Origin of the sequence: Polyangium sp. 15x6 (genome assembly GCF_029960785.1) — a bacterium.
Classification (GTDB): Bacteria; Myxococcota_A; Polyangia; order Polyangiales; family Polyangiaceae; genus Polyangium.
In genome coordinates, this window is sequence record NZ_JASBQE010000141.1 from 1 (window position 1) to 25,364 (window position 25,364).

Annotated in this window: 19 protein-coding genes; 8 read left to right on the top strand and 11 right to left on the bottom strand. The window is 69.8% G+C overall.

From position 1 onward, the window contains the following. A partial coding sequence (locus tag QHF83_RS48710) for an MYXO-CTERM sorting domain-containing protein (protein ID WP_282425008.1) occupies positions 1-230 on the top strand: 230 nt, incomplete at its 5' end. A 3-nt stretch (positions 231-233) separates the two neighbouring features. Here the strand turns inward: QHF83_RS48710 and QHF83_RS48715 are convergent. After that, the gene (locus QHF83_RS48715; protein WP_282425009.1) at positions 234-4,205 is read right to left on the bottom strand and encodes a serine/threonine-protein kinase; all 3,972 of its coding nucleotides are present in this window, start codon (positions 4,203-4,205) and stop codon (positions 234-236) included. Between the two features lie 439 nt (positions 4,206-4,644). Between QHF83_RS48715 and QHF83_RS48720 the strand changes: the two genes are divergently transcribed. The 3 genes from QHF83_RS48720 (at position 4,645) to QHF83_RS48730 (ending at position 10,059) form a co-directional block, all read left to right on the top strand. After that, complete coding sequence (locus QHF83_RS48720) at positions 4,645-5,793, top strand: iron-containing redox enzyme family protein (protein ID WP_282425010.1); 1,149 nt, start codon at positions 4,645-4,647, stop codon at positions 5,791-5,793. Between the two features lie 152 nt (positions 5,794-5,945). Then, positions 5,946-6,539, top strand: coding sequence for a glutathione S-transferase family protein (locus QHF83_RS48725; RefSeq protein ID WP_282425011.1), 594 nt, complete (start codon positions 5,946-5,948; stop codon positions 6,537-6,539). Positions 6,540-6,591: 52 nt separating this feature from the next. Further along, a complete protein-coding gene (locus QHF83_RS48730) occupies positions 6,592-10,059 on the top strand; it encodes an AAA family ATPase (protein WP_282425012.1) in 3,468 nt (1,155 codons plus the stop codon). 9 nt (positions 10,060-10,068) lie between these two features. Here the strand turns inward: QHF83_RS48730 and QHF83_RS48735 are convergent, their stop codons facing one another. Beyond that, positions 10,069-10,845, bottom strand: a complete 777-nt coding sequence (locus QHF83_RS48735) for a TetR/AcrR family transcriptional regulator (protein ID WP_282425013.1) — start codon at positions 10,843-10,845, stop codon at positions 10,069-10,071. Positions 10,846-10,959: 114 nt separating this feature from the next. On the opposite strand from QHF83_RS48735, the gene QHF83_RS48740 reads away from it, so the two are divergent. Further along, a complete protein-coding gene (locus tag QHF83_RS48740) occupies positions 10,960-11,355 on the top strand; it encodes a VOC family protein (protein ID WP_282425014.1) in 396 nt (131 codons plus the stop codon). A 6-nt stretch (positions 11,356-11,361) separates the two neighbouring features. Here QHF83_RS48740 and QHF83_RS48745 read toward each other — a convergent pair whose 3' ends face one another. Continuing rightward, positions 11,362-11,928 carry a hypothetical protein gene (locus QHF83_RS48745; protein ID WP_282425015.1) on the bottom strand — a complete coding sequence of 189 codons (567 nt, stop codon included), beginning with the start codon at positions 11,926-11,928 and terminating at the stop codon, positions 11,362-11,364. Positions 11,929-11,966: 38 nt separating this feature from the next. Then, complete coding sequence (locus QHF83_RS48750) at positions 11,967-12,833, bottom strand: LysR family transcriptional regulator (protein ID WP_282425016.1); 867 nt, start codon at positions 12,831-12,833, stop codon at positions 11,967-11,969. 75 nt (positions 12,834-12,908) lie between these two features. On the opposite strand from QHF83_RS48750, the gene QHF83_RS48755 reads away from it, so the two are divergent. Next, positions 12,909-13,511 carry an RNA 2'-phosphotransferase gene (locus QHF83_RS48755; protein WP_282425017.1) on the top strand — a complete coding sequence of 201 codons (603 nt, stop codon included), beginning with the start codon at positions 12,909-12,911 and terminating at the stop codon, positions 13,509-13,511. A 14-nt stretch (positions 13,512-13,525) separates the two neighbouring features. On the opposite strand, the gene QHF83_RS48760 is transcribed toward QHF83_RS48755, so the two are convergent. The 4 genes from QHF83_RS48760 to QHF83_RS48775 all read right to left on the bottom strand — a co-directional run bounded on the left by QHF83_RS48760 (position 13,526) and on the right by QHF83_RS48775 (position 17,129). Next, entirely contained in the window at positions 13,526-14,659 is a 1,134-nt protein-coding gene (locus QHF83_RS48760; RefSeq protein WP_282425018.1) for a multiheme c-type cytochrome, read from the bottom strand. 486 nt (positions 14,660-15,145) lie between these two features. Then, complete coding sequence (locus QHF83_RS48765; protein ID WP_282425019.1) at positions 15,146-15,553, bottom strand: hypothetical protein; 408 nt, start codon at positions 15,551-15,553, stop codon at positions 15,146-15,148. Positions 15,554-15,621: 68 nt separating this feature from the next. Further along, complete coding sequence (locus QHF83_RS48770) at positions 15,622-16,749, bottom strand: RtcB family protein (protein ID WP_282425020.1); 1,128 nt, start codon at positions 16,747-16,749, stop codon at positions 15,622-15,624. After that, positions 16,746-17,129 carry a ribosome-binding factor A gene (locus tag QHF83_RS48775; RefSeq protein WP_282425021.1) on the bottom strand — a complete coding sequence of 128 codons (384 nt, stop codon included), beginning with the start codon at positions 17,127-17,129 and terminating at the stop codon, positions 16,746-16,748. The genes QHF83_RS48770 and QHF83_RS48775 overlap by 4 nt, the downstream gene beginning before the upstream one ends. Before the next feature lie 260 nt (positions 17,130-17,389). Between QHF83_RS48775 and QHF83_RS48780 the strand changes: the two genes are divergently transcribed. Continuing rightward, a complete protein-coding gene (locus tag QHF83_RS48780) occupies positions 17,390-17,791 on the top strand; it encodes a hypothetical protein (RefSeq protein ID WP_282425022.1) in 402 nt (133 codons plus the stop codon). Positions 17,792-18,055: 264 nt separating this feature from the next. On the opposite strand, the gene QHF83_RS48785 is transcribed toward QHF83_RS48780, so the two are convergent. Beyond that, positions 18,056-19,327 (bottom strand): efflux RND transporter periplasmic adaptor subunit, encoded by a 1,272-nt coding sequence (locus QHF83_RS48785; protein WP_282425023.1) that lies wholly within the window; start codon positions 19,325-19,327, stop codon positions 18,056-18,058. Next, positions 19,324-22,494, bottom strand: a complete 3,171-nt coding sequence (locus tag QHF83_RS48790; protein WP_282425024.1) for an efflux RND transporter permease subunit — start codon at positions 22,492-22,494, stop codon at positions 19,324-19,326. Before QHF83_RS48790 ends, QHF83_RS48785 begins: the two co-directional genes overlap by 4 nt. A gap of 128 nt (positions 22,495-22,622) precedes the next feature. Between QHF83_RS48790 and QHF83_RS48795 the strand changes: the two genes are divergently transcribed. Beyond that, positions 22,623-23,552 (top strand): LysR family transcriptional regulator, encoded by a 930-nt coding sequence (locus QHF83_RS48795; RefSeq protein ID WP_282425025.1) that lies wholly within the window; start codon positions 22,623-22,625, stop codon positions 23,550-23,552. On the opposite strand, the gene QHF83_RS48800 is transcribed toward QHF83_RS48795, so the two are convergent. Then, positions 23,513-25,060, bottom strand: coding sequence for an alkaline phosphatase D family protein (locus QHF83_RS48800; protein WP_282425026.1), 1,548 nt, complete (start codon positions 25,058-25,060; stop codon positions 23,513-23,515). The genes QHF83_RS48795 and QHF83_RS48800 overlap by 40 nt on opposite strands. Positions 25,061-25,364 lie beyond the last annotated feature (304 nt).

Sequence of the window (25,364 nt, forward strand, 5' to 3'; positions counted from 1 at the left end):
GCGGTGCTGGCGGGAGCGGTGGCGCGGGCGGCAGCGGCGGCGTTGGCGGCGCTGGCGGCGCTGGCGGTGTCGGCGGCAGCGGTGGCGCTGGCGGCAGCGGCGAGCCGAGGGATGATGCGGGCTGCGGCTGCCGAACGGCGCCCGGGGCGGCCGACGGCCCCTCCGGGATCGCATTCGTCGGCCTCTGCGCGCTCGGGCTCATCGCCGCGCGTCGTCGCAGGGCTGCCTGATGCCTAGCTTTGGAGCCATTCTCGTTCGAGCTCCCGGAGACGCACGTGCTCCGGGAGCTCGCGGTGAAGCGCCCGCATCGCCGGATCCTCGATTCTTTCGAGCCGCCATTCGAGCCTGCGGATCGCCTCCGCGAGCGCCTCTCGGGCGGCTGGCATGTCCCCGGTCGCGGCGCGCGCCTCGACGATCGCGAGACGCAGCGGGATCTCCGCATACCCCGCCATGCCGTCTCGCGCTTTCATCCAGCGAGCGACCTCTTCCGCGACGCGACGTGCATCCTCCGGACGCCCTTCGCGGAGCAATGCCACGATGAGCGTCCTCTCGATCGACGGGCGCCAGCCGCGAATGTATTTCATGTGCCCGAGCGCCTTTTCGGCGGCCTCCCGGGCCTCCACGACCCGCCCCTCGGCCAGGAAGACCCGCGCGAGCGCGCCGTACGAGACGGCGATGGTGTCTTCCATCGCGCCCTGCTCGATGAGCAGCCTGGCGAGCCCCTCGATCTCCGCCCGCCGATCCGGCGCGTTTTGCTTCGCGAGGACGAGCATTCGATAAAAACGTGCCGTGGACACGAGGAACACGTCGTTCCTGCGGAGCGCGCTCGCGAGGACGTCCTCGATCGCTTGCTCCGCCGCGGCGATGTCGCCGAGCGCCGCGAGCGCCGCGCTCGACAGGCACATGCTCATGCCCCACCAGTTCGAGGAGCACGCCGACGTATAAAGCTCGATGCTGGCACGGGCGAACGTGAGGGTCGCCCAGAGATCCCCCTCGATGAAGAAAGCGAAAATCGCGCGCGCCTGCTGTATGTGGCCGGCGGCCAGGAGCTCGCCCTCCGGGAGGCGCGGGGAGAGCGCTTCCAGCCGCGAAAGCAGGCGCGCCGCGCGCTCGTAGTTCCCCATCATTCCGAGCGCGCACGTGTTCGCTCCGAGCAGCAGAAGGCACGAGGCCACGGCATCCGGCGGAGGATCGACCTCCTGGAGGACCCGGACGAGCGTGTCCACCTCGTTTTGCATGGTCCTGTTGACCACGATCACCAGGAATGATGCCGCCGCCTCGTTCCAGGCGACGCTCCCCTCGGACAGGAGCGACAGCGCTTCCTTGCCGATCTGGACGCCGTTTTGCCAGTCGAGGCGCCAGACGCAAGCCTCGAGCTCGAGCGCGAGGAGTTTGCCCCGCAGCTCGCCGGAGGCGCCGCACTGGAGGCCCCGCTCCGCGCGCGTCCACATCCCGTCGAGATCGTCCTGATGATACGATTGCCGCGCGGCGCGAAGGTAATGGACCGCGGCCCGCGCGAGATCTCCACCCGCGCGGGCGTGCTCGGCGAGCACCATGGGATCCGTCTCGCCCACCTGCTCCAGGTACGCGCACGAGAGCCGATGCCCGAGCACGCGATCCGCTTCGGTCAAGAGCCCATACGCGGCGTCGCGCAGGAGCGCGTGGCGGAACTCGTACTCCGTTTCTCCGGTAAAACGGCTTTGCGTTCGCCGCTGGAGGACCTCGGCCTCGACCAGCTCGGAGAGCCGCTCGTCCGTCGACGACGAGCCCGGCGTTCGCCCGAGGAGCGCGAGCACCCCGCCGCGCCAGAAGGTTCGTCCGAAGACGCTCGCCGCGGAGAGGGCGCGCCGGCACGCCGGATCGAGGCACGAGAGCCGCGCCTGGAGCATCGCCAGCACCGTGTCGGGCTGCCCTTCCGCTTTGCCCTCGGCGGCCGCGCGGATGAGCTCCTCGAGGAACAACGCATTGCCCGCGGCCTGCTCCACGACACGCTCGAGCGAGGCCGCCGGCACGTCGGGGCCGAGCACGGCCGTGACGAGCTCACCGGCGGCGCTGTCGTGCAGCCCCCCGAGCCGGACGCGATGGACGATGCGCCCCTTCCAGAGCCTCGGAAACACCTCGACGATCTCGGGCCGGGCGAGGGCCAGCACGAAAAAAGGCAATTCGCGCCGCTCCACGAGGGCCGCGTCGACGAGCTTCACCGTCGCGGGATCCCCCCAATGAAGATCTTCGAGCACCAGGAGGACGGGGTGTTCGGCGCACTCGGCGGTGAGCAGATCCAGAAAGGCCCGCTGGATCTGCTCGTTCATGATCTTGGGATCCCGGAACGCCGCGCGGAGCAGGGCAGTCGGCTCCTCCACACCGACGCCGCACATCGTCGCCAGAAACTCGCTCACCCGTCTCTGCTCCGCGGGCGCCACGTGACGCCCGACGCGCTGGCGGATCTTCTCTTCTTTTCGAGCCGGCGGATCCCCGATCTCGACCTCGCAAAGCCTGCGCAAGGCCTCGCCGAGCACCCCATAAGGCGACCCCGCGCTGAGCGGCGCGCCGCTCCCGAAGAGCACCAGCATTTCGAGCGAGCGGGCGCGGAGCCGGCGCAAAAGCTCGTGCCGCAGGCGGGATTTTCCCATGCCGGGCGGCGCGACCACGAGCGCCCCCGCCGGCTCGGCTTGCTCGATGGATCCCTCGATCGCCGCGACGAGCAGGGCGAGCTCCCGCTCGCGCCCGACACATGGGGTCGGACGACCGATGAGGAGGCGCGATGTGTCCACCTCGATCACGCGCTCCTCGCAGAGGACTGGCGTTTGTCCGGAGAACGTGATCGCGAATCGAGGCTCGAGCAGCTTGGCGGACAGCTCGTCCAGAAGAATGCCCGATTGCAACGTCGCCGGAGGGACCATCTCCCCGGCCACCGGGGGAGTTTCGCCGGGCGCTATCCGCGAAAAAGCGCGCTCGATCGCCTCGCCGACGAGGACCTTTTCTTTCATCACCCCGCGGCCCGTGGTCAGGGCGACGCGGGCCGTGGGCCACGCCGCGTGCACGGCGAGCGCGCAACGCGCCGCCTGCGTGGCCAGATCCACGGCGCTCTGCGCAGGCGTGACGACGATGACGAGGGCGCCGCTCGCCAGCCATTCGACGCGCGCCCCCAGGCGGAGGAACCGCGCGCGCAGGGCTTCCCGGAGCGAGCTCCACGCGGCCCGCGCGGAAGCCGTCTCCGCCTCGGTGGAAGGCGGCTCCACCCCCGGAATGGCCACGACGACGGAGAGCAATTGCAAGGCGTCGCCGCTGAGCGCCGCGGCGGGCGAGAGATCGGCGCGCCCCGCCGCCTCGCCGACGTCGTCCGCGAGGCGCGCGGCCATGGCCACGAGCTCGTCGCGGAGGGCCGCGGCGCCTTCGGGTCGCCGCGACGGATCCTTTTCGAGCATCCGCGCGACGAGGTCGGAGAGCGCCCGGGGGATACCGGGCCGGAGCAGGTCGACGCGGGGCACCTCCTCGAAAAGGATCTTCGCGAGCATCACGAGCGCGCTTGGCGCGAAAAACGGGGGTTTTCCGGTCAAACCGTGGAACGCGACGCAGCCGAGCGCGAACACGTCCGCGCTCGGCTGGAGCTCCTCCTCGCCGCGCGCCTGCTCGGGGGCCATGTAGCCGGGCGTCCCGAGGAGGGCGCCGGGGCGCGTGAGGACCGTGGCGGAGAGGGCGTTTCGCGCAATGCCGAAATCGAGCAACGTGACGCGATCGACGCGGCCGTCCCGCAGGAAGAGGTTGCTCGGCTTGATGTCGCGGTGGAGGATTCCCTTCGCGTGGGCCGCGGCGAGCGCGTCCGCGAGCGTGAGGAGCAAGGTCACGCAATCACGTACGTCGAGCGGCCCCTCGGCGAGGCGCTTGCCGAGATCGTGGCCGGAGAGCCATTCGAGGACGAGATATGGCCGTCCGTCCTCGGCCTTGCCGTGCGCGAGGTACGAGACGATTCCCGGATGCCCGAGCTGGGACAGGAGCCGCGCCTCCCGGTCGAAGCGGGCGGCCTGCTCGAACCCGTCCTCGGCGGGGTAGAGGAGCTTGAGCGCGACGTCGGCGCCGGTGTGGAGATCGCGGGCGCGAAACACCTCTCCCATCCCACCCTTTCCGGCGAGCTCTTCGATTCGGAAACGGCCCGCGACGACCGCCCCCGGACCGAGGCGCGCGCGCCCGTGGTGGGACCCGTTCATCGGCGGGGACATGGGCGGATCTCGTCATTCGCAGGAAGAAAGTTCACGATGGATTCCCATCCCCCGCTGTGCTCATTACCGCAGCCCACGCCAGCCCGTCAGCGGTTTTCCTTTGCTCCCATCACATTTCTTCGATGGCATGGGAGTCATATTTCTGACGGATTCGTCTATTCCGATCGAAAATCGTGGACGAACGGCGCTCGCTGCCGCGAACGCGTCGACGCGGTACGAGGCGTGTATTGTGATGCGAGCGACGGGTTCGAGGCGCGCGTGTCCGAGCGCTCGCCGGGCGCCCCCTGCGCGGGGCCTGACATTTCAATGGACGTCACACGGGACGCCGCACGAATGCGTCGTTGACCATCCGTCGAAGCCGTGTTTTCCTTCTCTTCATAACTTTCACAGTCCACATCGGAAGCTGGAAAAAGCGGGGAGCGACGCCATGCCCATTCTTCTTCACCGCGTTTCCGACATCACGCTTTCGGAAATCACCGCCGGTTCCTCGGTCCTCGACGGCGCCGAGGCGCTGAGCCGCGTCTACGATTTCGGCAAGCACCCGTACTTTTCATGGATGCGAGCGCCCGCGACGAGGCTCGAGGAGTTTCGCCGGAGCCAGGCGCCCTATTTGCACTTCGTTGAACATTTTTCGCGTGCGTTGACGGCGGTGCTCGCGCGCGTGCCTGCGATGGAGCGGCGCCTCGCCACCGTGTATGAAAACGTGGTCGAGGAGCACGGGCACGGAGCCCTCGAGAGCACGCACCGCGGCACGTTCGCGGGGTACCTGCGCGCCATTGGCCTCGACGAGGCGGAGGCGGCGCGAGAGTGCCCGATCCGCGTCGCCGTCGCGTACCAATCGCTCCTCGATTTCTGCCTCGTGAACCCCGCCGAGATGGGCGCCGCGGCCACGGGCATCGTCGAGTATACGCACATCAAGATATCGACGATGCTCGCCCAGATCATCCACGAGAGGTTCTGGGGCGATCTCGACGCCCAGCGCCATTACCGTCTGCACGCGGAGATCGACGCCGATCACGCGGTCTCCCTGTTCGCGCTTTGCGAGGAGGGCTGGAAACATCCAGCGTCGGCGCGTCGCATTGCTTACGCGATGGCTTACGGTGTCCACGTGTGGTGGTCCTTGTTCGACGCGATGTGTCCGGCGGAGATCCTCGCCCCATCCGCGACGGACGGCATTCGCCCGCTGATCGACGGGTCGTTCGCCCGAGATCCGGTCGTACCTCTGACCTCGGGCCGCAGGCATTGCGATCTGCCCGCGCGCATGCGGCACGAAGGCGGCGCGTGGCAGGCGGCGAGGGCGACGTCGCTCGGGCCCTTCGGGCTCGTCCTCGCCGGGGTTCGCCCGCCGCCGCTCGACGCCGCGATCGAGGTATCGATCGACGGGCTTTTCAACGCGGCGCTTCCAATCCCAGGCCGCGTGCGCTCTCCGGCGGGCGAGCATGGTGGCTTCTGCGTCGAGTTCGTGCTCGACAACGAGGCGCAACGCGCGGAGGTGCGAAACGCCGTGCGCGCGCGGTTCGTTTCCGAGCGTACCGTGACGCACGGCAGCGGCGCCGATGCGCTCCACGTAGTTTGACTGCGCCCGCACGGCGGTCGATACTCCGGCACGCGCCGCGAGCGCACCTCCCTTGCCCATCGTCCCCTGTTTCACGGGGGATCGCGGGTGAACACGAGGCTTTTCGTGACGTCACGGAAAGATTCGCTTCGGCTGGAAAGACACCGACCGATATGAAGCTTTATTCGCATCCGCTGTCCGGGAATAGCCACAAGGTGCGCCTCCTGCTCTCGATGCTCCGCCTCGAGCACGAGGAGATCGTGGTGGACCTGCTGAACGGCGAGCACAAGACCCCCTCGTTCCTCGCGATGAACCCGCTCGGCCAGGTGCCCGTGCTCGTCGACGGCGACGAGACGCTGCGGGATTCGCAGGCCATCCTGGTATATCTCGCGCGGAAGTACGGGGGCGAGGCGTGGCTGCCCTCGGATCCGGCCGGGCTCGCCCGCGTCGTGCAGTGGCTCTCGTTTGCCGCGAACGAGGTCCATCACGGCCCGTTCCTCGCGCGGCTGCATTTCCTCCTCGGCGTCCAGCTCGATCTCGGCCTCGCCCAGGACCGGAGCCGCGCGGCCCTCGACGTCCTCGACGCCCACCTCGCCAAGCGCGCCTGGCTCGAGCACGATCGGCCGACCATCGCCGACATCGCCGTCTTCCCGTACGTCGGCCTCGTGCGAGAGGGCAAGGTACAGCTCGACGATTATCGAAACGTCATTGCCTGGGTCGAACGTATCCGCGCGCTGCCCGGATACGTGTCCATGCCGGGCCTCTGATTCGAATCGACGTGCTCGGGGCGAAGCTTCCGGAGGGAGCGGTGAGCGACGCGTGAGGTTCCAGCTACCCGACAAGCGTTATGGGCGCGAGGCCGAGGTCTGGGCCTTGCTCCGGGCCTTCGAGCGCGCCGCGACCGGGGCGAGCGAAATCGTGCTCGTCTCGGGCTGGGCGGGCGCGGGGAAATCGACGCTCGTCGAGGAGCTCGGCGCCTCGCTCGCTGCCCGGCGCGGGCACCTCGTGGCTGGCAAATTCGACCAGTACAACCGCACCGTCCCCTTCGCCACGCTCCTGCGCGCGCTCGACGATCTGGCGCAGCGGGTGCTCGGTGACGGCGAGGGGGACGATACGGCCGAATGGCAAGAGCGCCTGTACGAGGCGCTCGGCGAGGGCACGGCCATTCTCGTCGAGACCCTTCCGAGCGCGCGCTCGATGATCGGGGCGCCCTCGTCGCGATCGCCCACGGCGACGGCGTCCTCGGCGAGCTCGGCGGATTCGCAGGCCCGCCTGGAGCATGCGCTCCTCAAGTTCCTTTCCGTTTTCGCGCGGCCCGAGCATCCGCTCGTCCTGTTCCTCGACGATCTGCAATGGGCCGATGATGCCTCGCTCCGCTTCCTCCTGGCCGTCGCGGGTGATCCCAGCATTCGAAACACCCTGCTGATCGGGGCGTACCGCGATCAGGAAGTGGGCCCGGAGCATCCGGTCACGGCGGCGAAGGTCGCGCTCCGGCAGCGCGGCGCGCGCCTCGAAGAAATCGATCTCCCGCCGCTCGGGCCCGAGCACCTGGAGGTGATGATCGCCGACGCGCTCGACGCTTCCGTGGGGCCCGACATCCAGGCGCTCGCGGCCGAGGTGCACCGGCGTACCCGCGGAAACCCGTTTTTCGTGCGGGAGTTCCTCCGCTTCCTCGTGCAGGAGGGGTTCCTCGCGGAAGGCGCGGTCCCCGGCGCGTTTGCCTGGGATCTGGCGCAGATCCGGACGGCCCCGCTCCCCGAGGACGAGGTCGCCCTGATCGTCCGGGAAATGCGCAAGCTCCCGGCCGAGACGCAGGCCACGCTGCAGATCGCCGCGTGCATCGGCGCGCTCTTCGACGTGCACGATCTCGCGGCGGCGCGCGGCACCACGGCGGCCGATGCCCTCGCGGCCCTCTCGCAGGCGCAGGGGAAAAATCTCGTCATGCCCGCCGAGCCACGCAGGCGGATCAGCGCTGCGGACGACGCGCCCATCCCGTTCCGATTCCTGCACGATCGCGTACGACAAGCCGCCTACGAGCTCATCGGCGAGGACGATCTGCCGCGAATCCGGCTCCTCGTCGGGCGTCGTCTTTACGCCGACGCGCGCGTCCGCGGCGTCATCGACGAAAAACTCTTCGAATTCGTCGAGCACCTGAACGCCGGCGCCTCGCTCATCACCGGCGCGGCCGAGCGTGACGAGCTCGCCCGGCTCGACCTCGCGGCCGGAGCGCGGGCCAAGGCGCGGACGGCGTACGACGCGGCGGCCCGTTATTATGCCGCGGGCGCGGCGCTCGCGCTCTCCGGGGACGATCCGACGCTCCTCTTCGCGCTCCACCTCGGCCGGGCCGAATGCGTGTACCTGCGAGGACAGCTCGACGAGGCCGAGGCGCTCCTCGTCGCCTTGCCGGTCCCGCCACGAACGAGCCCCGAAAAGGCCGCCGTGTGCCGGGTCCGCATGGCCGTCCGCACGACGCGTGGTCGCGCGGCCTCTGCCATCGAAGTGGGGCTCGACGCTCTCGCAGAACTCGGCCTCGACATCCCGCGGGACGAGGCGGAGGCGAAAATCCTCGCAGAAAAGGAGCACGCCCGGGTGCGCGAGCGTCTCGCGGCGCGCGGGCTCTCCGCGCTGGCGGAGGGCGCGCCGCTCGAAGACCCGGACAAACGCGCCAAGCTCGAGATCCTCACGAACCTGCTCGCGCCGGCGAACCTGGTTCGCCCCGCGCTCTTCAGCCTTTGCGCGGCGATCCAGGCGAACATCTCGCTCGAACACGGGCACGCGGACGAATCGATTTATGGGTACATGCTCTACGGCATGCACCTCGCCACGTCGCTCGGTCGTTATGCCGAGGCGGGGGCGTTCGGCAAGCTCGCGCTCCGGCTCGACGAGCGGCGCGGCAGCGCGGGCGAGCCTTGCCGATTGAATTTCGTGTACGGCTCGTACGCCCATTTCCTCGAGCCCATCCCCGACGTGCTCGGATATCTCCGGAAAGCCTACCGCACGGGGCTCGCGACGGGCGATTACATCTATCTGTCCTATGCGTGCAGCCACATCGTGCTCTTGCGCCTCGCGCTCGGCGATCCCCTGAAGGACGTCGACGAGGAGGCCGAGCGGCTCCTCGCTTTGATGGAGCGGACCAAGGTCGCCTCGTCGATCGCGGTCCAGACGCTGGTGCGGCGTATCCTCGCGGCGCTCGCGGGGCGCACGATCGATGTGCGTTCGCTCTCCGGGGACGGCTTCGACGAGGACACGTTCGTCGCCTCCTTGCACGAGCGAGGCGTGCATTTCGCGCTCTCGTGGTACCGGGCGGCGCGCATCACGCTGGCCTTCCTGAACGGCGACGACGAGGACGTGCTCGTGATCGCCGGCGGAGGCGGGGCGGGGGCGTGGTTTTACTTCGCCACCGACGCCGTATACCTGACCAGCCTCGCGGCCGCGCGCCTCTGCGCCGAAGGGGCGAGCCCCTCGGACGACCCGTACGCGACCTTCGAGCGGAACGCCGCGCACATCGCCGGCTGGGCGCGCGCCTGTCCCGCGAATTTCGCCCACAAGGACCTCCTCCTCGCCGCCGAGCGAGCGCGCATCTCCGGGGATCACGCCGCGGCGGGCCCGCTCTACGAGCGCGCCGTCGAGGCGGCCGAGGCGGCGCGGCTCACGCCCCACGTCGCGATCGCCTGCGAGAGGGCCGCGGCGTTTTTCCGCGACCGGGGCGACGAGGCGCGCGCGCGGATCCATGTGCACCGCGCGCTCGACGCCTATGCGCGCTGGGGCACGGACGCGCTCGGCGAGCGCGTGCGCCAGGAGCACGCGGATCTGCTGCTCCACGAGGTGATCACGGAGAGCGAGGCGGAAGCGCGCGGGCGGCCGGTCGTGGTCGTGCCGTTCGCGCTCGGCGCGCTCGTCGCCGAGGTGGTGCTGGCCGTGGCCCCGGCGTTCGAGCGGACGCGCGACGCGCTGCAAGTCGAGCAACCCGACGAGCTCGGGTTCATGGAGAGCGACGAATCGAAGGTGCGCTGGCTCCTGCTCCGCGTCTTCGGGGGACGGGCCTTGCGACCGCGCCCCGGGAGCGTCGCGTTCCGGGTTCGCCAGGGGCGCGAGGGGCGCCTCGGCGACGCGCCATCGGTGTGGTTCGAGGTCACGGACACGGATGACACGATGGATGTCGTGTCGATGGAGGACGTGGCCTCGGTTTGTCGTCAGCTCGGCGGATACCTCGCGGTCGAGCGCGGGGACTTCGGCGCGCGCTACACGGTCGTGATCCCGATGTTCCCCATGGGCCTCGACGGCTGACGCGCGACTTCAAGCCTTTTTCTTCCGCTCGACGAGCTGATCGAGCCCGTCGAGGACGCGGTCCATGCCAAACCGGTAGGCCGCCTCGGCCTGATAAGCCCCGCCTTGGGCCGTGCCCGCGGCTTCGCCGATGCGCGTGGCCCGAGGGAACTTCGTTGGATCGACGACCCGGCCGAGCAGCTCCGCCTGCGCCTCCCACCACGCCGCGTCGGTCATCGCCGTGGCCTCGGGGAGCGCCGCCGCCTCGGCCGCGCTGCGCGCGTTTGCCTGCACGAAGCCGAGGACGAACGTGAGCGCCGCGTCGACCTCGACGTCCGACAAACCGAGGCCGTCGAACGCCGAGAGCTCGTACTCGTACTTCGTGATCACGCCCGGGCCGAGCGGCGGGCGGCTCGTGGACGCGTGGATCAGCCATGGATGCGCGGCGTGGAGCGCGCGGTTCTGGTTCGCGACGGAGAGCACCCGCTCGCGCCAGCCGAGCTCGCCCCACGCCGGCCGATCGGCGCGGAGGTACACCACGTCGATCATCAGCTCGATCAGCTCGGTTTTTCCTCCCGGCACATACGTGTAGACGGACATCGGGGACGCGCCCACGGCCTCGGCCACCGAGCGCACCGTGACCGCGTCGAGCCCCTGTTCGTCGGCGAGCGTGATGGCCGCCTCGACGACCCGGTCCACGGTGAGCGACGGCCGCGGCCCCCGCGTTCGCGAGGGCGAAAGGCTGTGCCGCCACAGGAGCGAAAGCGTGCGCGCGGGATCCGGGGTCGCGGGTTTGTTCGGCGGCATGAAAATCGGTCTCCAGCCCCTTGACCAGAATACTGTGCGACGTACACTGTACAATGTACGTAGTTGATGTCCACCTTCACGAGGGGCCTTCCCCCAGGATCGAGGAACACACGCATGCAAGCAACCACCGCGTCGGCGATTTCGCTCAACGTCAAGGATGTCGAGGCTTCACGCGACTTCTTCGTGCGGCACATGGGGTTTGCCCCGGAGATGGCGGCCGACGGCTTCGTGTCGATGGCCCGCAAGGACGTCGGATTCCACCTCATCTTCCTGCGGCAAGGGCTCTCCTCGCTGCAGCCGGAGACGCTGAAGCACGCGCACGCCGGCGGCTTGATCGTCGCGTTCGTCGTGCCCGACGTGGACGCCGAGGAGGCGCGGCTGCGCGGAGAGGGCGTGCCCATCACGACGCCGCTCCAGACCGAGCCGTGGGGCGAGCGGTTCTTTCAGGTCACGGATCCGAACGGGATCCTCGTGCAGTTCGTCCAGTGGATGACCCCGCCCGAGGCGTAGCCGCCGTCAAGGCAACACGGTCACCACGATCCGCGACGAGAGCCCGCCGAACCGCGCGAGGACCTGGCCCTCGCCCTGGTCGAAGGCGACCGCATATCCAGCGTTCTCGGGCGCGCACGCCGCCTCCGCGCCCGTGCACGCGGGCGGACGGCGCGGACCGAGCGCGCCCGTGAACGACCACGCGACGGGCGCGCGGCCGAACGAGAGGCGTTGTCCCGCGTCGTCGAAAGCCTGGAGCTCCATGACGAGCAAATCGCCGCGCTTGGCGGCCTGGGTCGTGTCGACGCGGACGCGGCTCGGGCGGCGCACGTCGAGCACGACGACGCCATGCTCGCAGGGGATCCGCACGCGGCCGGGATCAACGGCCTCGTAGGTCTGGCCCGCGGGGTCGAAATGGATCGGCGCGCTCGGCCGGGCCTCGGCGACGCGGCAGGCGCCGCGGGCCTTGGGCACCTCGTCGCGCGCGCCCACCGCCACGAAATACACGGTCTCCGGCGGCTTCGCGCAGCCCGCGAGCGCGCCGAACATCGTCGCGAGGAAGGCGGCGCGGAAGAGCGGCTCGGCGCGGGACATCGGGGGCGCGGGAGTATCGCTCGATCAGGGCCGGGTGATCAACGTCGCGCCGCGGAGAGCAAGCGCCGCCAGACGCGCTCGGTGCCGCCTTCGAGCGGGGCGTCGGCGAGGCGGATCGCGGCGTAGGTTTGGCTCGGCAAGCCGTCGATCGGGCGGCCCACGAGGCCGGGCGGCAGGCGGCAGAAATCGTTGACGATCGCGAGCCCGGCGCCGAGGCGCGCGAGCCGCAGCGTGAGCGGCCAGCCGCGCACCTCGACGGCCACGTCCCAGCGCACGCCCGCGGCCCGGAGCGACTCGTCGAGCGCCACGCGTTGCGGCTGGCCCTCGGGCGGCACGACGAGCGCGGCACCTTCGAGATCGGTGAGCTCCACGCGCTCCTTGGAGGCGAGCGGGTGGCCCTCGGGCACCACGAGCATCTGCCCGACGACGGCGAGCGGCTCCACCACGAGCCGCGGCGGCCGCGTCTCCAGCGGGAGCACGCCCACGTGCGCCTCGCCCGTGCGCACGGCCGCGAGCGTGCCCGCCGCGTCCCGCACGAGCAGCGAGAGCGGCGTCCGCGCATCGCGCACCGAGCGCTGCACGGCCTCGCCGATGAGGTAGAGGTACGCCCCTTCGCCCGCGGAGAGCACCACGCGCGCGCGCGGCCTCCCTGCGCGCAGGCCTTCGACGAACTCGACCTGCTGCGAGAGCGTCCTCCGCGCATACGCCGCGACCCGCTCGCCGCCGTCCGTGAGCACGAGGGCGCGGCCGACGCGGCGGTAGAGCGGCGTGCCGACGACCTCCGCGAGCTTCTGCACCTGCGCGTGCAGCGCGGGCTGCGAGAGGCCGACGGCGCGGGCGGCGTGCGTGAAGTTCTTGTGCTCGGCGAAGGCGGCGAAGGCGTAGAGCCAGGAGGTCTCCAGCATGACTATCCGTCAGGATGATAGCTCATCCGAAAAGACGACTTCCGCCGATGGCAGGGGCCGCTACCCTCGGGCCTCATGAACATCGTAGAGCTTAGCAAGACCCTCTCTTGGCTCCTCCGCCACGGGGCGCGCGAGGCCGGCGTATCGATGGATGCGGCCGGCTGGGTGCCCGTCCCCGAGGTGCTGCGTTACCTCCGTATCAGCCGCGCGGCCCTCGACGAGGTGGTCGCGACGAACAACAAGAGCCGCCTGACGCTCGAAGGCGACCGCGTACGCGCCTGCCAGGGCCATTCGACCGAGAACATGCCCGTCACGCTCGAGGCCCTGGAGGCGTCGTGGCGGCCCTACACGGCCGGCGGCAGCCTCTGGCACGGGACCACGGTCGAGGCGACGGCCCCGATCGCACGGGAAGGCCTTTATCCGCAGAAGCGCACCCACGTGCACCTGGCCCCGACGCTCGAGAGCAAGGTCGGCAAGCGCTCGGCGACCCCGGTCATGCTGGAGATCTCGGTCGAGCGATTGCAGGGCGCGGGGCAGGGCGTGTGGGAGGCGCAAAACGGCGTCGTGCTCGTGCGCCACGTCCCGGCGTCGTGCATCGTCGACCTCGTCTGCACGACGCGCGCGGCGAAACAGGCCGAGGCCTCGGTTCGAGCGCGGTTCGGCTTTCGCCGGTCGTGATCACTTGCGAGCGCTCATTTCGCGCCCCACGGAATGTCCCCCGAATGAAGCAAGACCTCGGACTCGACCTTCGCATCAGCCGGGTTCGTCCCGGTGCCGACCGTCGCCACACGCTGATAACGCACCCACCAGGAGAGGGTCCCGCGCTGCGGCGCCCCCGAGGGAGGCGGGATGTCGAGGTCGACGACCTTCGGATCGCGGCCGACGCGATCGTCGGCCGCGAGGTGCCGACCGGGTTGTCCGGGGATGATCTGGAAATGGCGCGCGAGGTGGCGGACCTCGCGGCGGAGGACGGTCCCGCGCTCGTCTTTGAGCTCGCAGCCGACCTCGAGGCGGCGGAAGAGGTCGCCCGTGGGGAAATCGTGCCCCGGCGCGGGCTGGACGAGCGTGACGCGGAGGGTATCGGCCTCGGCGCGTTCGGCCGTGGCCCGGAGGTTGTCCCGTAACCAGGCAGGATCACGGACCTCGGCGAAGGCGTGCGAGCGGCGGCCCTCGACGAGCGGCATGTGGCAATCGGCGCAAGCCTTCCCAGCCGCGGGCGAGCGCAGGTGCTCGCGCGCCGTGGTCTGCATGAATTGCCCGTCGTCGTTGCCGACGCCCATCGGAAACCGGAATTCGTGGCAGCCGGCGCAGCCGCCCGTCTGGCTGAAGGCAAGCGAGCGGCGCAAAGGGTGCGGCGCACGGGCGGGGCCATCGCCGGAGGAGGCCGCGGCGAGGACAAATCCCTCTTCGGTGACGTGGCAGGTCACGCAGCCGACGCCGAGCTCGCTCACGGCCTTGGGCGGCTCTATCCGGGGATCCCCCTCCGGCGCGTGGCAGCCGCGGCAGAAGGGCGAGGGCTCGATCGCGAACGCCTTGCGATACGCCGGATTGAGGTTCGATTGCTGGTGGTGCGAGCCCTGCCATTGCTTGGCCTCGTCGGCATGGCACGCGACGCACGTCGCATTGAGCGCCACGGCCGCGTCGAGCCGCTTGCGATAAGCACGAGGCATGGGGACGCCCGGCGCGGCCGGCGTGTCCGCCGCAGGCGCGACGTCCACCGGAGCAGGCTCGGGCGAGGCGATGGCCGGAGGCGCCGGCGCCGATGTCGCTTGCCCGTCCGTGAGGACGTCCTCGCGGATGCACCCGGCGAGAAGGGCAAAGGACATCAACAGGGAAGGGCGCAGCATGGGGACGGCTCCAGGGCCGTCTCGTGACGTATCACCTTTCCCGCGCTGCGGGAACCGTCCGGTCTCGGTTCGCAAACCGCCGCGCCGGGGCTCTGCCCCGGGCCCCGCGGGGGCTGTTCGCCCCTCGACCCGAACCAGGGCAAGCCCTGGACCATTTGGGGAAGAACTGCGCGATGCGCAGTTCTTCCCACAGGCCGGTGGCAAGACCAGGGACAGCGTTGCCAATCACGGCGGTCTTGGTTGGCAGGGTCGTAGCTGGTCTTGCCTCGACCTGCCATGGAAACTCGAGCCCGAGTTTCATGCGAGGGGGTGGGCCCGGTTGGCCCATGGGGTCTGTTCGATGAACTGCGCATCGCGCAGTTCATCGACCCCGGGTCCAGCGCTTGCGCTGGTCCGGGTCCAGGGGCGGACAGCCCCTGGTGGGGCCTGGGGCAAAGCCCCAGCGAAGCGGCTTCGAGAAACAGATCAGACGCGGCGACGCGGCGGGATCGGGTACAGGGAGGCGAGGTCGTCATTCCGCACGAAGCCGAGCGCTTCGCGGTGGACGCGGAGCTCCCAGAGCGCCTGCTCGGCCCGCGTGCGCCCTTCGTTGAAGGCTGCGACGCGGGCGCGAATCTCGACCTGGTTGCGCTCGGTCCCCGCGGCAACGAGCTCGTCGATGGCGAGGCCGAGGACTTCCAGCTCGAGCAGGGCGGCATTGATCTTGTCCTCCGAGCGGCCGAGCGCGGAGGCCATCTCGCGAAGGATCTCGGCGGCGAGATCGTTGCCGCCGAGGTGGGTCGGCAGGTGATCGCGCAAGCGGTCGAGGTACGGGCTCTCGTGGCCTTTCCGCTTCAGCTCTGCGACGAGCTTTTTCCACGTGGGCTCGGACATGGCGGGGGACGCAATCTAGCGCGCGAGGGGCCGCGCCGCTCGCCGTTCGGCGCGGCCCCCGGATTCGCTCACGCCGCCTTGTACACGAGCACCGGCCGGAGCCTGCGCACGATGCGCACGAGCTCCCGCTGCGCGCGCATCACCGCGCCGATGTCCTTGTACGCGCTCGGCGCTTCCTCGCGCAGCCGATCGGCCAAGCGATGGTCGAACCAAACGCCCTCGGCCTCGCGGAGGAGCTGCCGCTGCCCGATACGCCTGCGCGCTTCGGCTCGCGACAGCGCGCGGCCGGCCCCGTGCGCCGACGAATCGAGCGCCTCGGGGTGGCCGCGCCCTTCCACGTGGAAGCTCTCGCTGCCCATCGATCCGGGCACCACGCCGGGCTCGCCCGCCGAGAGGCCCATCGCGCCTTTGCGGTGCACCCAGAGCTCGCGCCCGCCGTGGGATTCGCGCCGTACGTGGTTGTGGTCGATCTCCAGGCGTGAGCTCGGATCGGCAAAGGCGCCGAAGAGCTCGCCGAAGAGCTCGATCGCCGCGTCGACCATCCGCGCCCGGCTCGCTCGTGCATATCGCGCGGCCCATCCCGCGGCGTCGAGATACGCCCGCCCGGCCTCGCTGTCCGCTTCGAGAAACGCGAGCCCCGAGGGATCACGCTCGGCGCGGCCCTCGAAATGGTGCCGGATGGCCGGCCCCATCGCGCGGGAGCCCGAATGCACGAGCAGCCACAACGATTCTCCGTCGTCGCGTTGCACCTCCAGAAAATGGTTTCCCCGGCCGAGCGTGCCGAACTCCATCCGGCCCTCGCGCCGCTTCATCCCTTCGAGCGCGCCGTCGCCGATCGGCGCCTCCCCGAGCTCGTCCGGCAGCTCCGGCGCCGCGGCGGCGGGATGCAGGACGTGCGGAATGCGCTGGTAAAACCCCGCGAGCAGCCGCGCCGCCCGCTCGCGATCGGCGAGCAGGTCGGCGCTCGCCTGGAGACGCACGGCCACCATTCCGCAGCCGATGTCGCCCCCGACCGCGGCGGGCAAGATCCGCCGCGTCGTGGCCGTCACCGTGCCCACGCAGACCTCCTCGGCGACGTGCGCGTCCGGCATGACCGCGACGTGCACGACATCCTCGGTTCGCGCGAGCCGCGCGAGCGCCGCCCGAAGCTGGGCGCTCGTTCCGTCGGGGAGGAACGTCGCGACGTGCGCGGTCACGATTCCCCTCCCGTCTCGGGCGGCAATACGCGGAAGGTCAACGTCGGCACGCGTTTCCGCGTGATCGCGCTCGCCACCTCCGCGCGCAGATACCCGGCCACCTTTTCGAGCCGCGCTGCCACGTCCTCGGGTGGCGTGCCCCGCGGCGCCTGCACGATCACCGCGAGCCTCCCTGCGTCGGGCGCGGGCTCCACGTCGGCCACCCACACCTCGAGGAGGACGTCGTCCTCGATTGCGGCGAGCGCCTCGCTCACTGCTTCCTGCACCTGCCGGCAGAGCTGGCGCTCCTTGCGCTCGACCTTCCGGTCCTCCGCCGCTCCGAAAAAAGAATCCGCATCCCGAGCGGAGCCAGCGCGGCCCCGCGAACGATCTCTCGTCATTCCATGCTCCGACTGCGTGACGAACCCGTGCCTGCCGCGTGTCCTCGCGGCGCGCTTCGTTCGGTCCGGGGTAGGAGCCTCGCCGGCGTCAGAGAGACGTCGGGGCGAGGCTCATCGTCGCAATCGGTCGCATGACGGGCCTCCTTCGGGTCGATGAGAATGCCCGATTGCCTGGCGAATTGCAAGCGGCTCGCGCCTTGCACGCGGGACGCAACGCGGGGGGCGGCGGGGTCGCCGCCCGATAACGACGGAGGGACGTCATGGCTCGTGGGTGGCAACGCGGAGCGGCTGCGCTCGGCATCTGGATGGGTTTGATCGGCGCGGCCTACGCGCAAAACGGAGCCGACAGTTGTCCGGGACAACCCGGCGGCGCGGGCCAGAACGGCGCCGCAGGGCAGGGGCAGGACCGGGACGATAACCAGGGGACACAACGCGGCCAGATGCCCGGGACGCGGACGCCGTACGTCTGTCCGCCCGGCGTGGAGCCGGGCACGGGCGAGGGGTTGGCTTGTCCACCGGAGGGCCTGCCCGGGACGCCGCCCGGACCAGGTGCGACACCTCCGCAGACGGGCACACAACCGCCGACCACCGGGGCACAGCCCCCGACCACCGGGACGCAGCCCCCGACCACCGGGACGCAGCCCCCGAGCAAGGGGAGGTAGTCCCCGAGCCCGGACACGCGATCCCCAGGGGGATCGACCGGCGGGACCGGGGGATCAGCTCCGGGGACCGGGGGATCAGCTCCGGGGACCGGGGGATCGACCGGCGGGACCGGGGGATCGACTTCGGGGACCGGGGGATCAGCTCCGGGGGCAGGGGGATCGACTCCCGGGACCGGGGGATCGACTCCCGGGACCGGGGGATCGACTTCGGGAGGGCAGACGGGGGGTTCGCCCGGCGGCGGCGGCCGCTGAGCGGGCAGTTCGCTACTTCGGAGGGGGCGCGGGGAGCAAAATTTCGACCGTCGTCCCCTCGACGAGTTGCACATTTGCAAGCTTCACGACGCGCTCGCTGCCGTCGAGGCCGGTCGAGATGAGGATCGTCGCGCCCGTGTCGCGCTCGACCGTGATGGGCGCGAAGCGGATCTTGTTCTCCGCGTCCACGACCGCGACGCGAAGGCCCTTCGCGTCGTTGTAGAGCGCGGTCGCAGGCACCTCGAGCACGCGGTGCGGCAAGGGCAAGGTGAGCGAGACCTCGGCGTACATGCCCGAGAGGAGCTTGTTGTCGGGGTTCGGCACGCGCACCTCGGTGTTCATCGTGCGCGTGGCCGCGTCGAGCGCGCCCGACGTGCGCGCGACCGTGCCCTCGAAGTTCTGCCCCGCGAACTCCCGCACCGCGACCACGGCCTTCGCGCCGACCTTCACGCCCGGCGCGATGTCCTGCGGGATGCCGACGAAGACCCGCACGGGGTCCGTCGCGGCGATCCGGAAGAGCGGCGTGCCGTTGCCCGCCGAGACGAGCGCCCCCCGCTCGATCGAGCGGGAGACGATCGTGCCCGCGAACGGCGCGACGATCTTCGCGAACCCCTTCAGATCACGGATGCGCTGGATGCTCGCCGACGCGGACGTGATGGAGGCCTGCGCCACCGTCACGCCCGCCGCGTCGACGCGCGCCTGCCCCTGCCGCTGCTCGAGGTCCTCCTGCGAGGCCACGCCCGCGGGCACAAGTTTTTCGTACCGCGCGAGGTTCGACTTCGACAGATCGCGGCTCGCCTCGGCCCGGACCAGCGCGGCCTTGGCCTGCGTGAGCTCGGCGTTCGCCTGCATGAGCTCGCGATCGAGCTCGGGCGTGTCGATCTCGGCGAGGACCTGCCCCTCCGTGACCTTGTCGCCGATGTCGACGTTCCACTTGCGCACGTAGCCGCTCACGCGCGGGTAGACGACCGTCTCCTCGAGCGGCCGGATGCTGCCCGGCAGCACGAGCGAGCGATCACTCGACGTGGCCTTCGGCGTGAGGACCTCGACGCGGGGCGCCGTGGTCTCGGCCGCCTTCACGCCCGCCTCGAGCGCCGCGCGGGCGCTCCGGCGGGGCAGGTAGGTCACGGCGAAGACGCCGCCGAGCACGAGGACGAGCGCCGTGCACGCAGCGAACACCTGCGTCCGGGAGAGCGTCGCGGGCTGCGGCAGGTCGAAGCCGAGGTCGTCGGGCTTCGGGGTGGAGTGGGACTCTGGGATGGAATGGGACTCGTTGGGGCTCATAGCGACTCCGTCAGCGGATCCGTCATGGGCGCCTTCTTGCGGAGGATGCTGTACATCACAGGCACGAAGAAGAGCGTGGTCACCGTCGCGAGGAGGAGGCCGCCGATGACCGCGCGGCCGAGAGGCGCGTTCTGCTCGCCGCCCTCGCCGAGACCCGTCGACATGGGGAGCATGCCGATGATCATGGCGAGCGCGGTCATGAGCACCGGCCGCAGGCGCGTCATGCCTGCGGCGAGGGCCGCGGCCGTCGCGTCACGGCCGAGCTTTCGTTGATCGTTGGCGAACGTGACGACGAGGATCGAGTTCGCCGTGGCGACGCCGACGCACATGATCGATCCCATGAGCGCGGGCACGCTCAGCGTGGTGCGCGAGAGGAAGAGCATCCACGCGATCCCCGCGATGGCGCCCGGCAGGGCCATCAGGATGACGAAGGGATCGAGCCACGACTGGAAGTTCACGACCATGAGCAGGTACACGAGCACGATCGCGAACAAGAGGCCGTAGCCGAGGCCGCGGAACGAGGAGTCCATGCTCTCGACCTGCCCCGTGACGGTCACCTTCGTGCCGCGCGGCAGCTCGTTCTTCATGCCGTCGACGAGGTTCGTGACGGCGCTCGCGACGGAGCCGAGGTCGGTGCCCTCGACGTTCGCCTGGACGTCGTAGGTCCGCGCCACGTTGTAGTGCGTGACGTTCACGGGCCCGGTGCCGCGCTGGACCTGCGCGACGTTCGAGAGGAGCTGGGGCCTGCCGTCGCCCGTGGAGAGCGGGGTCGCGTTGAGGGCGTCGACCGAGCCCACCGCGTACTGGGGCGTCTGCACGGCGACGAGGTACTGCACGCCGCGCTTGTCGAGCCAGTAGCTCGGCGAGACCTGCCCGCTCGACGAGAGCGAGACGAGGACGTCGCTCGCGACGTCACGTTGCGTAAGGCCCATCTGGTCAGCCATCGTGCGGTCGACCTCGATGCGCAGCTGCGGCCTGCGCATGACCTGCGCGAGGTGGACGTCCACCGCGCCGGGGATCTGCTTCATGCGCGCGACGAGGTTCTCCGCGACGCCGTAGGTCTCTTCTTCCTTGCCGATCGGCCCCACGACGCGGACGTTGATGGGGGCGGGCAGGCCGAAGTTCAGGACCTGCGTCGTGATGTCCGGCGGCAGGAAGAAGAAGGTCGTGTCGGGATAACTCGCGTTGAGCTTCTCGCGGAGCTTCTGGACGTACGCCTCGGTCGGCGCGTGGCCCTTCTTCAGCGAGATCAGGATCTGCCCGTCGGCCGAGGAGATGAGCGCGCCCTCGCTCAACGAGAGGTTGATGCCGCTCGCCGGGATGCCGAGGTTGTCGATCATCGTCTCGATCTCGCGCGGGGGGATGACCTCGCGGATCGTGTCCTCGATGCGCGCGAAGCGATGTTCGCTCTCCTCGAGCCGCGTGCCCGGGGCGCCGCGGACGTGGAGCTTGATGAGGCCCGCGTCGACGCGCGGGAAGAAGTCGCGCCCGAGGAGCGGGAAGAGCGAGACGGACGCGGCGACGAAGACGAGGAAGCTGGTCACGAACGCGGCGCGATGCGCGAGCGCCCACGCGAGGAGTTTTCCGTAGGAGGTCCGCAGCCGATCGAAGGCTTCGTTGAACCGCACGAAGATGCGGCCGAACACGCTCTTCGGCGCCTCGTGATGGCCCGACGCGTGCTCCTCCGCCTCTTTCGCGAGCAGGAGCCGGACGAGCGTGGGCACGAGCGTACGGGACAGGACGTACGACATGAGCATCGCGAACACGACGGCCAGCGCGAGCGGGATGAAGAGCGACTTCGCCGCGCCCGTGATGAACGCGACCGGGACGAACACGATGCAGATGCACAGCGTGGAGACGAGCGCGGGGACCGCGATCTCCTGGGCGCCGTCGACGATCGCGCGGATGAACGACTTCTTCTGGCCGAGGTTTCGGTGGATGTTCTCGATCGCGACGGTGGCGTCGTCGACGAGGATGCCGACGGCGAGCGCCATGCCGCCGAGCGTCATGGTGTTCAGCGTGTGGCCGAGCGCGTTCAGGATGATGATCGAGACCAGGATCGAGAGCGGGATCGAGACCACGACGATGAGCGTGCTCCGCCAGCTCCCGAGGAAGAGCAGGATCATGAGCGCCGTGAGCACCGCGGCGATGAGCGCCTCGTGCACGACGCCCTCGACGGCGGCACGCACGAAGAGCGACTGATCGAAGAGGAGCGTGGCCCGGAGGTCCTTGGGCAGCTTCTCCATCGTCGCCGGCAGCATCTCGCGGATGCGCGAGGCGACGTCGAGCGTGCTCGCGTTGCCGCCCTTCAGCATGGTCATGAGCACGCTGCGCTGGCCGCCGACGTGCACCATGCTCTGCTGCGGCGCGTTGCCGTCGCGGATGTTCGCGACGTCCCGAACGTAGATGGTCTTGCCGTCGACGGTCTTGAGCGGCAGGTTGCCGAGCTCCTCGAGCGCGGCGGGGCTCGAGTTCATGATGATGGGGTACTCGTTCTCGCCCATCTTCGCCGAGCCGGCCGGCAGGATGACGTTCTGCAGCCCGATCGCCGCGTTGACGTCACGCGGCGACAGGCCCCACGCGTAGAGGCGCGCCGGATCGATGTCGACCATGATCTGGCGCTGCTTGCCGCCGTAGGGCCAGGGGATCTGCACGCCCTTGATGGTCGCGATGTCGGCGCGGATGAAGTTGACGCCGTAGTCGAAGAGCTGCTGCTCGCTCAGCGACTCGCTCTCCAGCGCGGCCTGCATGATCGGCACGTTGGAGGCGCTGTAGCGGATGACGAGCGGCGGCGTCATGCCCGGCGGCATCTGGCGGATCGCGACCTGCGAGGCCGCGGTGATCTGCGCCGTCGCGGCTTCGACGCTCGCGCCGGGCTGGAGGTACACTTTTACGATGGCGATGCCCGTGAGCGATTGGCTCTCGACGTGCTCGATGTCGTTGACGATGGTGGTGAGGAAACGCTCGTAGTTGTTGACGACCCGCTTCTCCATCTCCTCCGGCGGCAAACCGCCGTAGTTGAAGATCACGGAGATCACCGGGATGTCGATCTCCGGAAAGATGTCCGTCGGCATCCGGAGGATGGTGAACACCCCCGTGAGGACGATGAGCATCGACATCACGATGAAGGTGTATGGGCGCTTGAGCGCAGTGACGACGAGCCACATGTGCCACTCCCTGCGGCCCTCGAAGGTCAGGCCCGGAAAAACGGGACGAGCCGAGGGCACAGGAAGCTTCCTGGGGTCGGTCGCTACCGTCCAATGCATTCCGGGGCATCGTCTGATACCCTGCAGGTATGGAACTGCGCCACCTGCGCTACTTCTTGACGGTCGCCGAGGAGAAACACTTCGGCCGCGCCGCGCGGAGGCTGCGTATGACGCAGCCCCCACTGAGCCGACAGATCCAGGAGCTCGAAGCGGAGCTCGGGTTTCCGCTGTTCGACCGCGCGCGGCGGCGCGTGGAGCTCACGCCCGCCGGCGTGGTGTTCCTCGGCCGTATTCGCGGCCTGCTCGAAGCGCTTGATCTGGCCGTCCACGAGGCCCGCCGCGCCAGCGTCGGCGAGATCGGGCGGGTCGCCGTGAGCTACATCTCGTCGCTCGCATACAGCGGCATCACCGACCTCTTGCGCGCCTTCCACGAGCGGTTCCCGAAGGTCGAGATCGCCCTGCGCGAGATGTCGCCGCAGGCGCAGATCGACGCCCTCAAGGAAGGCTCGATCGACGTGGGCCTCCTGCGTGGCCGGGTCGACGACGCGTCGCTCGCCTTCGCGTGCGTGGCGCGGGATCCGCTGGTGGCCGTGCTACCGGCCGGGCACCGGCTCGCCGAGCACAAACGTATCCAGCTCGGGATGCTCGCGCACGAGCCGTTCGTCATTTTCCCTCGGCAACGCAGCCCGGCGTTTTTCGATCAGATCATGGCGTTTTGCCGCGACGCGAGCTTCACGCCGCGGATCGTGCAGGAGGCTCCGCAGCTCGACGACATCGTGAGCCTCGTCGCCGCGGGGTTCGGCCTCGCGATCATGCCCGGATCGATCCGCCGCGCCGGCCGCAAAGGCCTCGCCATCCGGCCCATCGTGGGCGCGCCGCGCGCGACGCTCTACATCGTATGGCGCGCCGACGACAACGCCCCGGCATTGCAGGAGTTCATCGGCTTCGTGCGGAGCACGTTCGTGAAGAAGAAGGCCGATCAACGGCGGACGGCGAGCGTGGGGAGCGCGATCGGCTGATCGAAGAGGACGCGGCCTTGCTCGTCCTTGCACACGAGCAGGACCTCCTTGCCCTTGCGATCGAGGTCGATGTCGATGAGGCCGTAATTGTTGCGATCGACGACCTCGGCGACGAGGAAGCGATCCTTGCCGGCGATCGATTCCATCCACGGATCATTGGCGAGCGGGCTCGTGGTGAGCTCCCACCATTCGGGGCCGCGGCGGCCGTGCAAGTCGCGGCCCTCCTGGTGGAAGAGGTTCGCCATGTGCAGATCGCCGCTGACGAAGACGACGCCGCGGATGTCGCGCGCCTCGATCTCGCCGAGCAACCCTTCGAGCTCCTGGGGCGCGTCGCGGCGGAAGCATTCCCAGCCCTTCGCGACGGCGGCGTCGGCGAGGACCTGCGTCGGCGACGCGATGATCTTGACGGGCGCCGTGCTCCTTTCGAGGGACTCGACGAGCCAGACGAGCTGCGCCTCGCCGAGCAGGGTATGCGCGGGCTGATTGCGATACCACCGGCTGTCGAGGAGGAAGAGCTCGGCCGGGCCCATTCGAACCGAGGAGAAGACGCCGGCGGTGGCATTCGTGCCCCAGCGGGCATTCGCCCAGGAGCGGCGGAACGCGCGAAACGCCATGTCCTTGCCGGAGAAACGATTGTCGGCGTCGTTGGGGCCGAAATCGTGGTCGTCCCAGACGCCGAGGGTCGGCAAGGCCGAGACGAGGCGCCGGAACGAGGGATTGTTGCGGGCGCGGAGCTGGGCGAGCATCATGGAGTGCTCGCTCTGCCAGTCGAACTGGTAATAATAGGTGTTGTCCCCGATCATCGCGAGGCACGCCGGCGCGTCGCGCTCGATGGCGTCGAGAATGGGGAGCTCGGGATGGTGGTAGAAGCAGAGGCACGAGCCGAATGCGATGCGCACGGCGCGCGCGTCGGGGGCAGGGGCGAGGGGGAGGGGACGCGCAGGCGTCTTTCCATGCGTGCTCTCGAGCCAGTACGTGTACTGGACGCCGGGACGTAGATCCTCGACGTGAAAGACCTGGCAGAGCCATTCGTTCCACGCGGGCGTCTTGACGATACGACGAACCTCGCTGCCCTCCGTCGCGACCACGAGCGTGAGGGGAGAGGTGCAGCGGGCCTGCGTCCAGATGTACGCGTCCTCGGTGGAGACCTCGCCGATCATCGGGCCAGCGAGGAGCGGGCCCTCGGCGAGGCTGTTCCAGCCGCCGGGAAAACCGCCCCGATCCGCGGGCGCGAGCTCGAGCCGCACGCCGTTCCAGGGGCCGCTGCCGCCGCCCTCCCAGGTGCCGCGGAACCCATTGGCGCCGCGATCGAATTCGAGCACGAACGTCCCTTCGCTCGCATTTCCTTTCTGCACCCACGTGCCGCGGATCGTATTGCCCGTGAGTGTGCCCGTGACGGAGCCGTCCTGGTGGGTGTATTTACCCGTCACCTTGTCGCCGCGCGCTTCGAGCCGCAGCGTGCCGAACGTGGTGACATAGGAGCCCGTAATCGGAAGCGGTGAATCCATAGGCGAGAGGCCCTCCCCTGACGGAGGAGTCTACCACCTCCCCGCGCTCCGGGCAGCATGTTCCCGTCGCCCGCCGCGGCCTCGGAACGCGTGCATTTCCGCGCCCTTCTCCCATGCTTGGCTCCCATGCCGAACATAACTTTCTCCCGACGCACGGCGCCGCTCGCGCTTCTCGCGCTGCTCGCCCTCGCGGCCTGCGGCGGTTCCCCGGCCCCGGACGTCGCCGCCGCGCCTCCGCCTCCGCCGCCCGCGCCAGCGCCGCCGGTCACGGCCGTGCCCACGGCCACGGCCTCGGCTGCCGCCC

What these genes read in the sequence shown, in the direction of transcription:
- QHF83_RS48715 (WP_282425009.1), bottom strand. Translation starts at nt 4,205, where the DNA reads ATGAACGGGTCCCACCACGGGCGCGCGCGCCTCGGTCCGGGGGCGGTC.
- QHF83_RS48720 (WP_282425010.1), top strand. Translation starts at nt 4,645, where the DNA reads ATGCCCATTCTTCTTCACCGCGTTTCCGACATCACGCTTTCGGAAATC.
- QHF83_RS48725 (WP_282425011.1), top strand. Translation starts at nt 5,946, where the DNA reads ATGAAGCTTTATTCGCATCCGCTGTCCGGGAATAGCCACAAGGTGCGC.
- QHF83_RS48735 (WP_282425013.1), bottom strand. Translation starts at nt 10,845, where the DNA reads ATGCCGCCGAACAAACCCGCGACCCCGGATCCCGCGCGCACGCTTTCG.
- QHF83_RS48740 (WP_282425014.1), top strand. Translation starts at nt 10,960, where the DNA reads ATGCAAGCAACCACCGCGTCGGCGATTTCGCTCAACGTCAAGGATGTC.
- QHF83_RS48745 (WP_282425015.1), bottom strand. Translation starts at nt 11,928, where the DNA reads ATGTCCCGCGCCGAGCCGCTCTTCCGCGCCGCCTTCCTCGCGACGATG.
- QHF83_RS48750 (WP_282425016.1), bottom strand. Translation starts at nt 12,833, where the DNA reads ATGCTGGAGACCTCCTGGCTCTACGCCTTCGCCGCCTTCGCCGAGCAC.
- QHF83_RS48755 (WP_282425017.1), top strand. Translation starts at nt 12,909, where the DNA reads ATGAACATCGTAGAGCTTAGCAAGACCCTCTCTTGGCTCCTCCGCCAC.
- QHF83_RS48760 (WP_282425018.1), bottom strand. Translation starts at nt 14,659, where the DNA reads ATGTCCTTTGCCCTTCTCGCCGGGTGCATCCGCGAGGACGTCCTCACG.
- QHF83_RS48765 (WP_282425019.1), bottom strand. Translation starts at nt 15,553, where the DNA reads ATGTCCGAGCCCACGTGGAAAAAGCTCGTCGCAGAGCTGAAGCGGAAA.
- QHF83_RS48775 (WP_282425021.1), bottom strand. Translation starts at nt 17,129, where the DNA reads ATGACGAGAGATCGTTCGCGGGGCCGCGCTGGCTCCGCTCGGGATGCG.
- QHF83_RS48780 (WP_282425022.1), top strand. Translation starts at nt 17,390, where the DNA reads ATGGCTCGTGGGTGGCAACGCGGAGCGGCTGCGCTCGGCATCTGGATG.
- QHF83_RS48785 (WP_282425023.1), bottom strand. Translation starts at nt 19,327, where the DNA reads ATGAGCCCCAACGAGTCCCATTCCATCCCAGAGTCCCACTCCACCCCG.
- QHF83_RS48790 (WP_282425024.1), bottom strand. Translation starts at nt 22,494, where the DNA reads ATGTGGCTCGTCGTCACTGCGCTCAAGCGCCCATACACCTTCATCGTG.
- QHF83_RS48795 (WP_282425025.1), top strand. Translation starts at nt 22,623, where the DNA reads ATGGAACTGCGCCACCTGCGCTACTTCTTGACGGTCGCCGAGGAGAAA.
- QHF83_RS48800 (WP_282425026.1), bottom strand. Translation starts at nt 25,060, where the DNA reads ATGGATTCACCGCTTCCGATTACGGGCTCCTATGTCACCACGTTCGGC.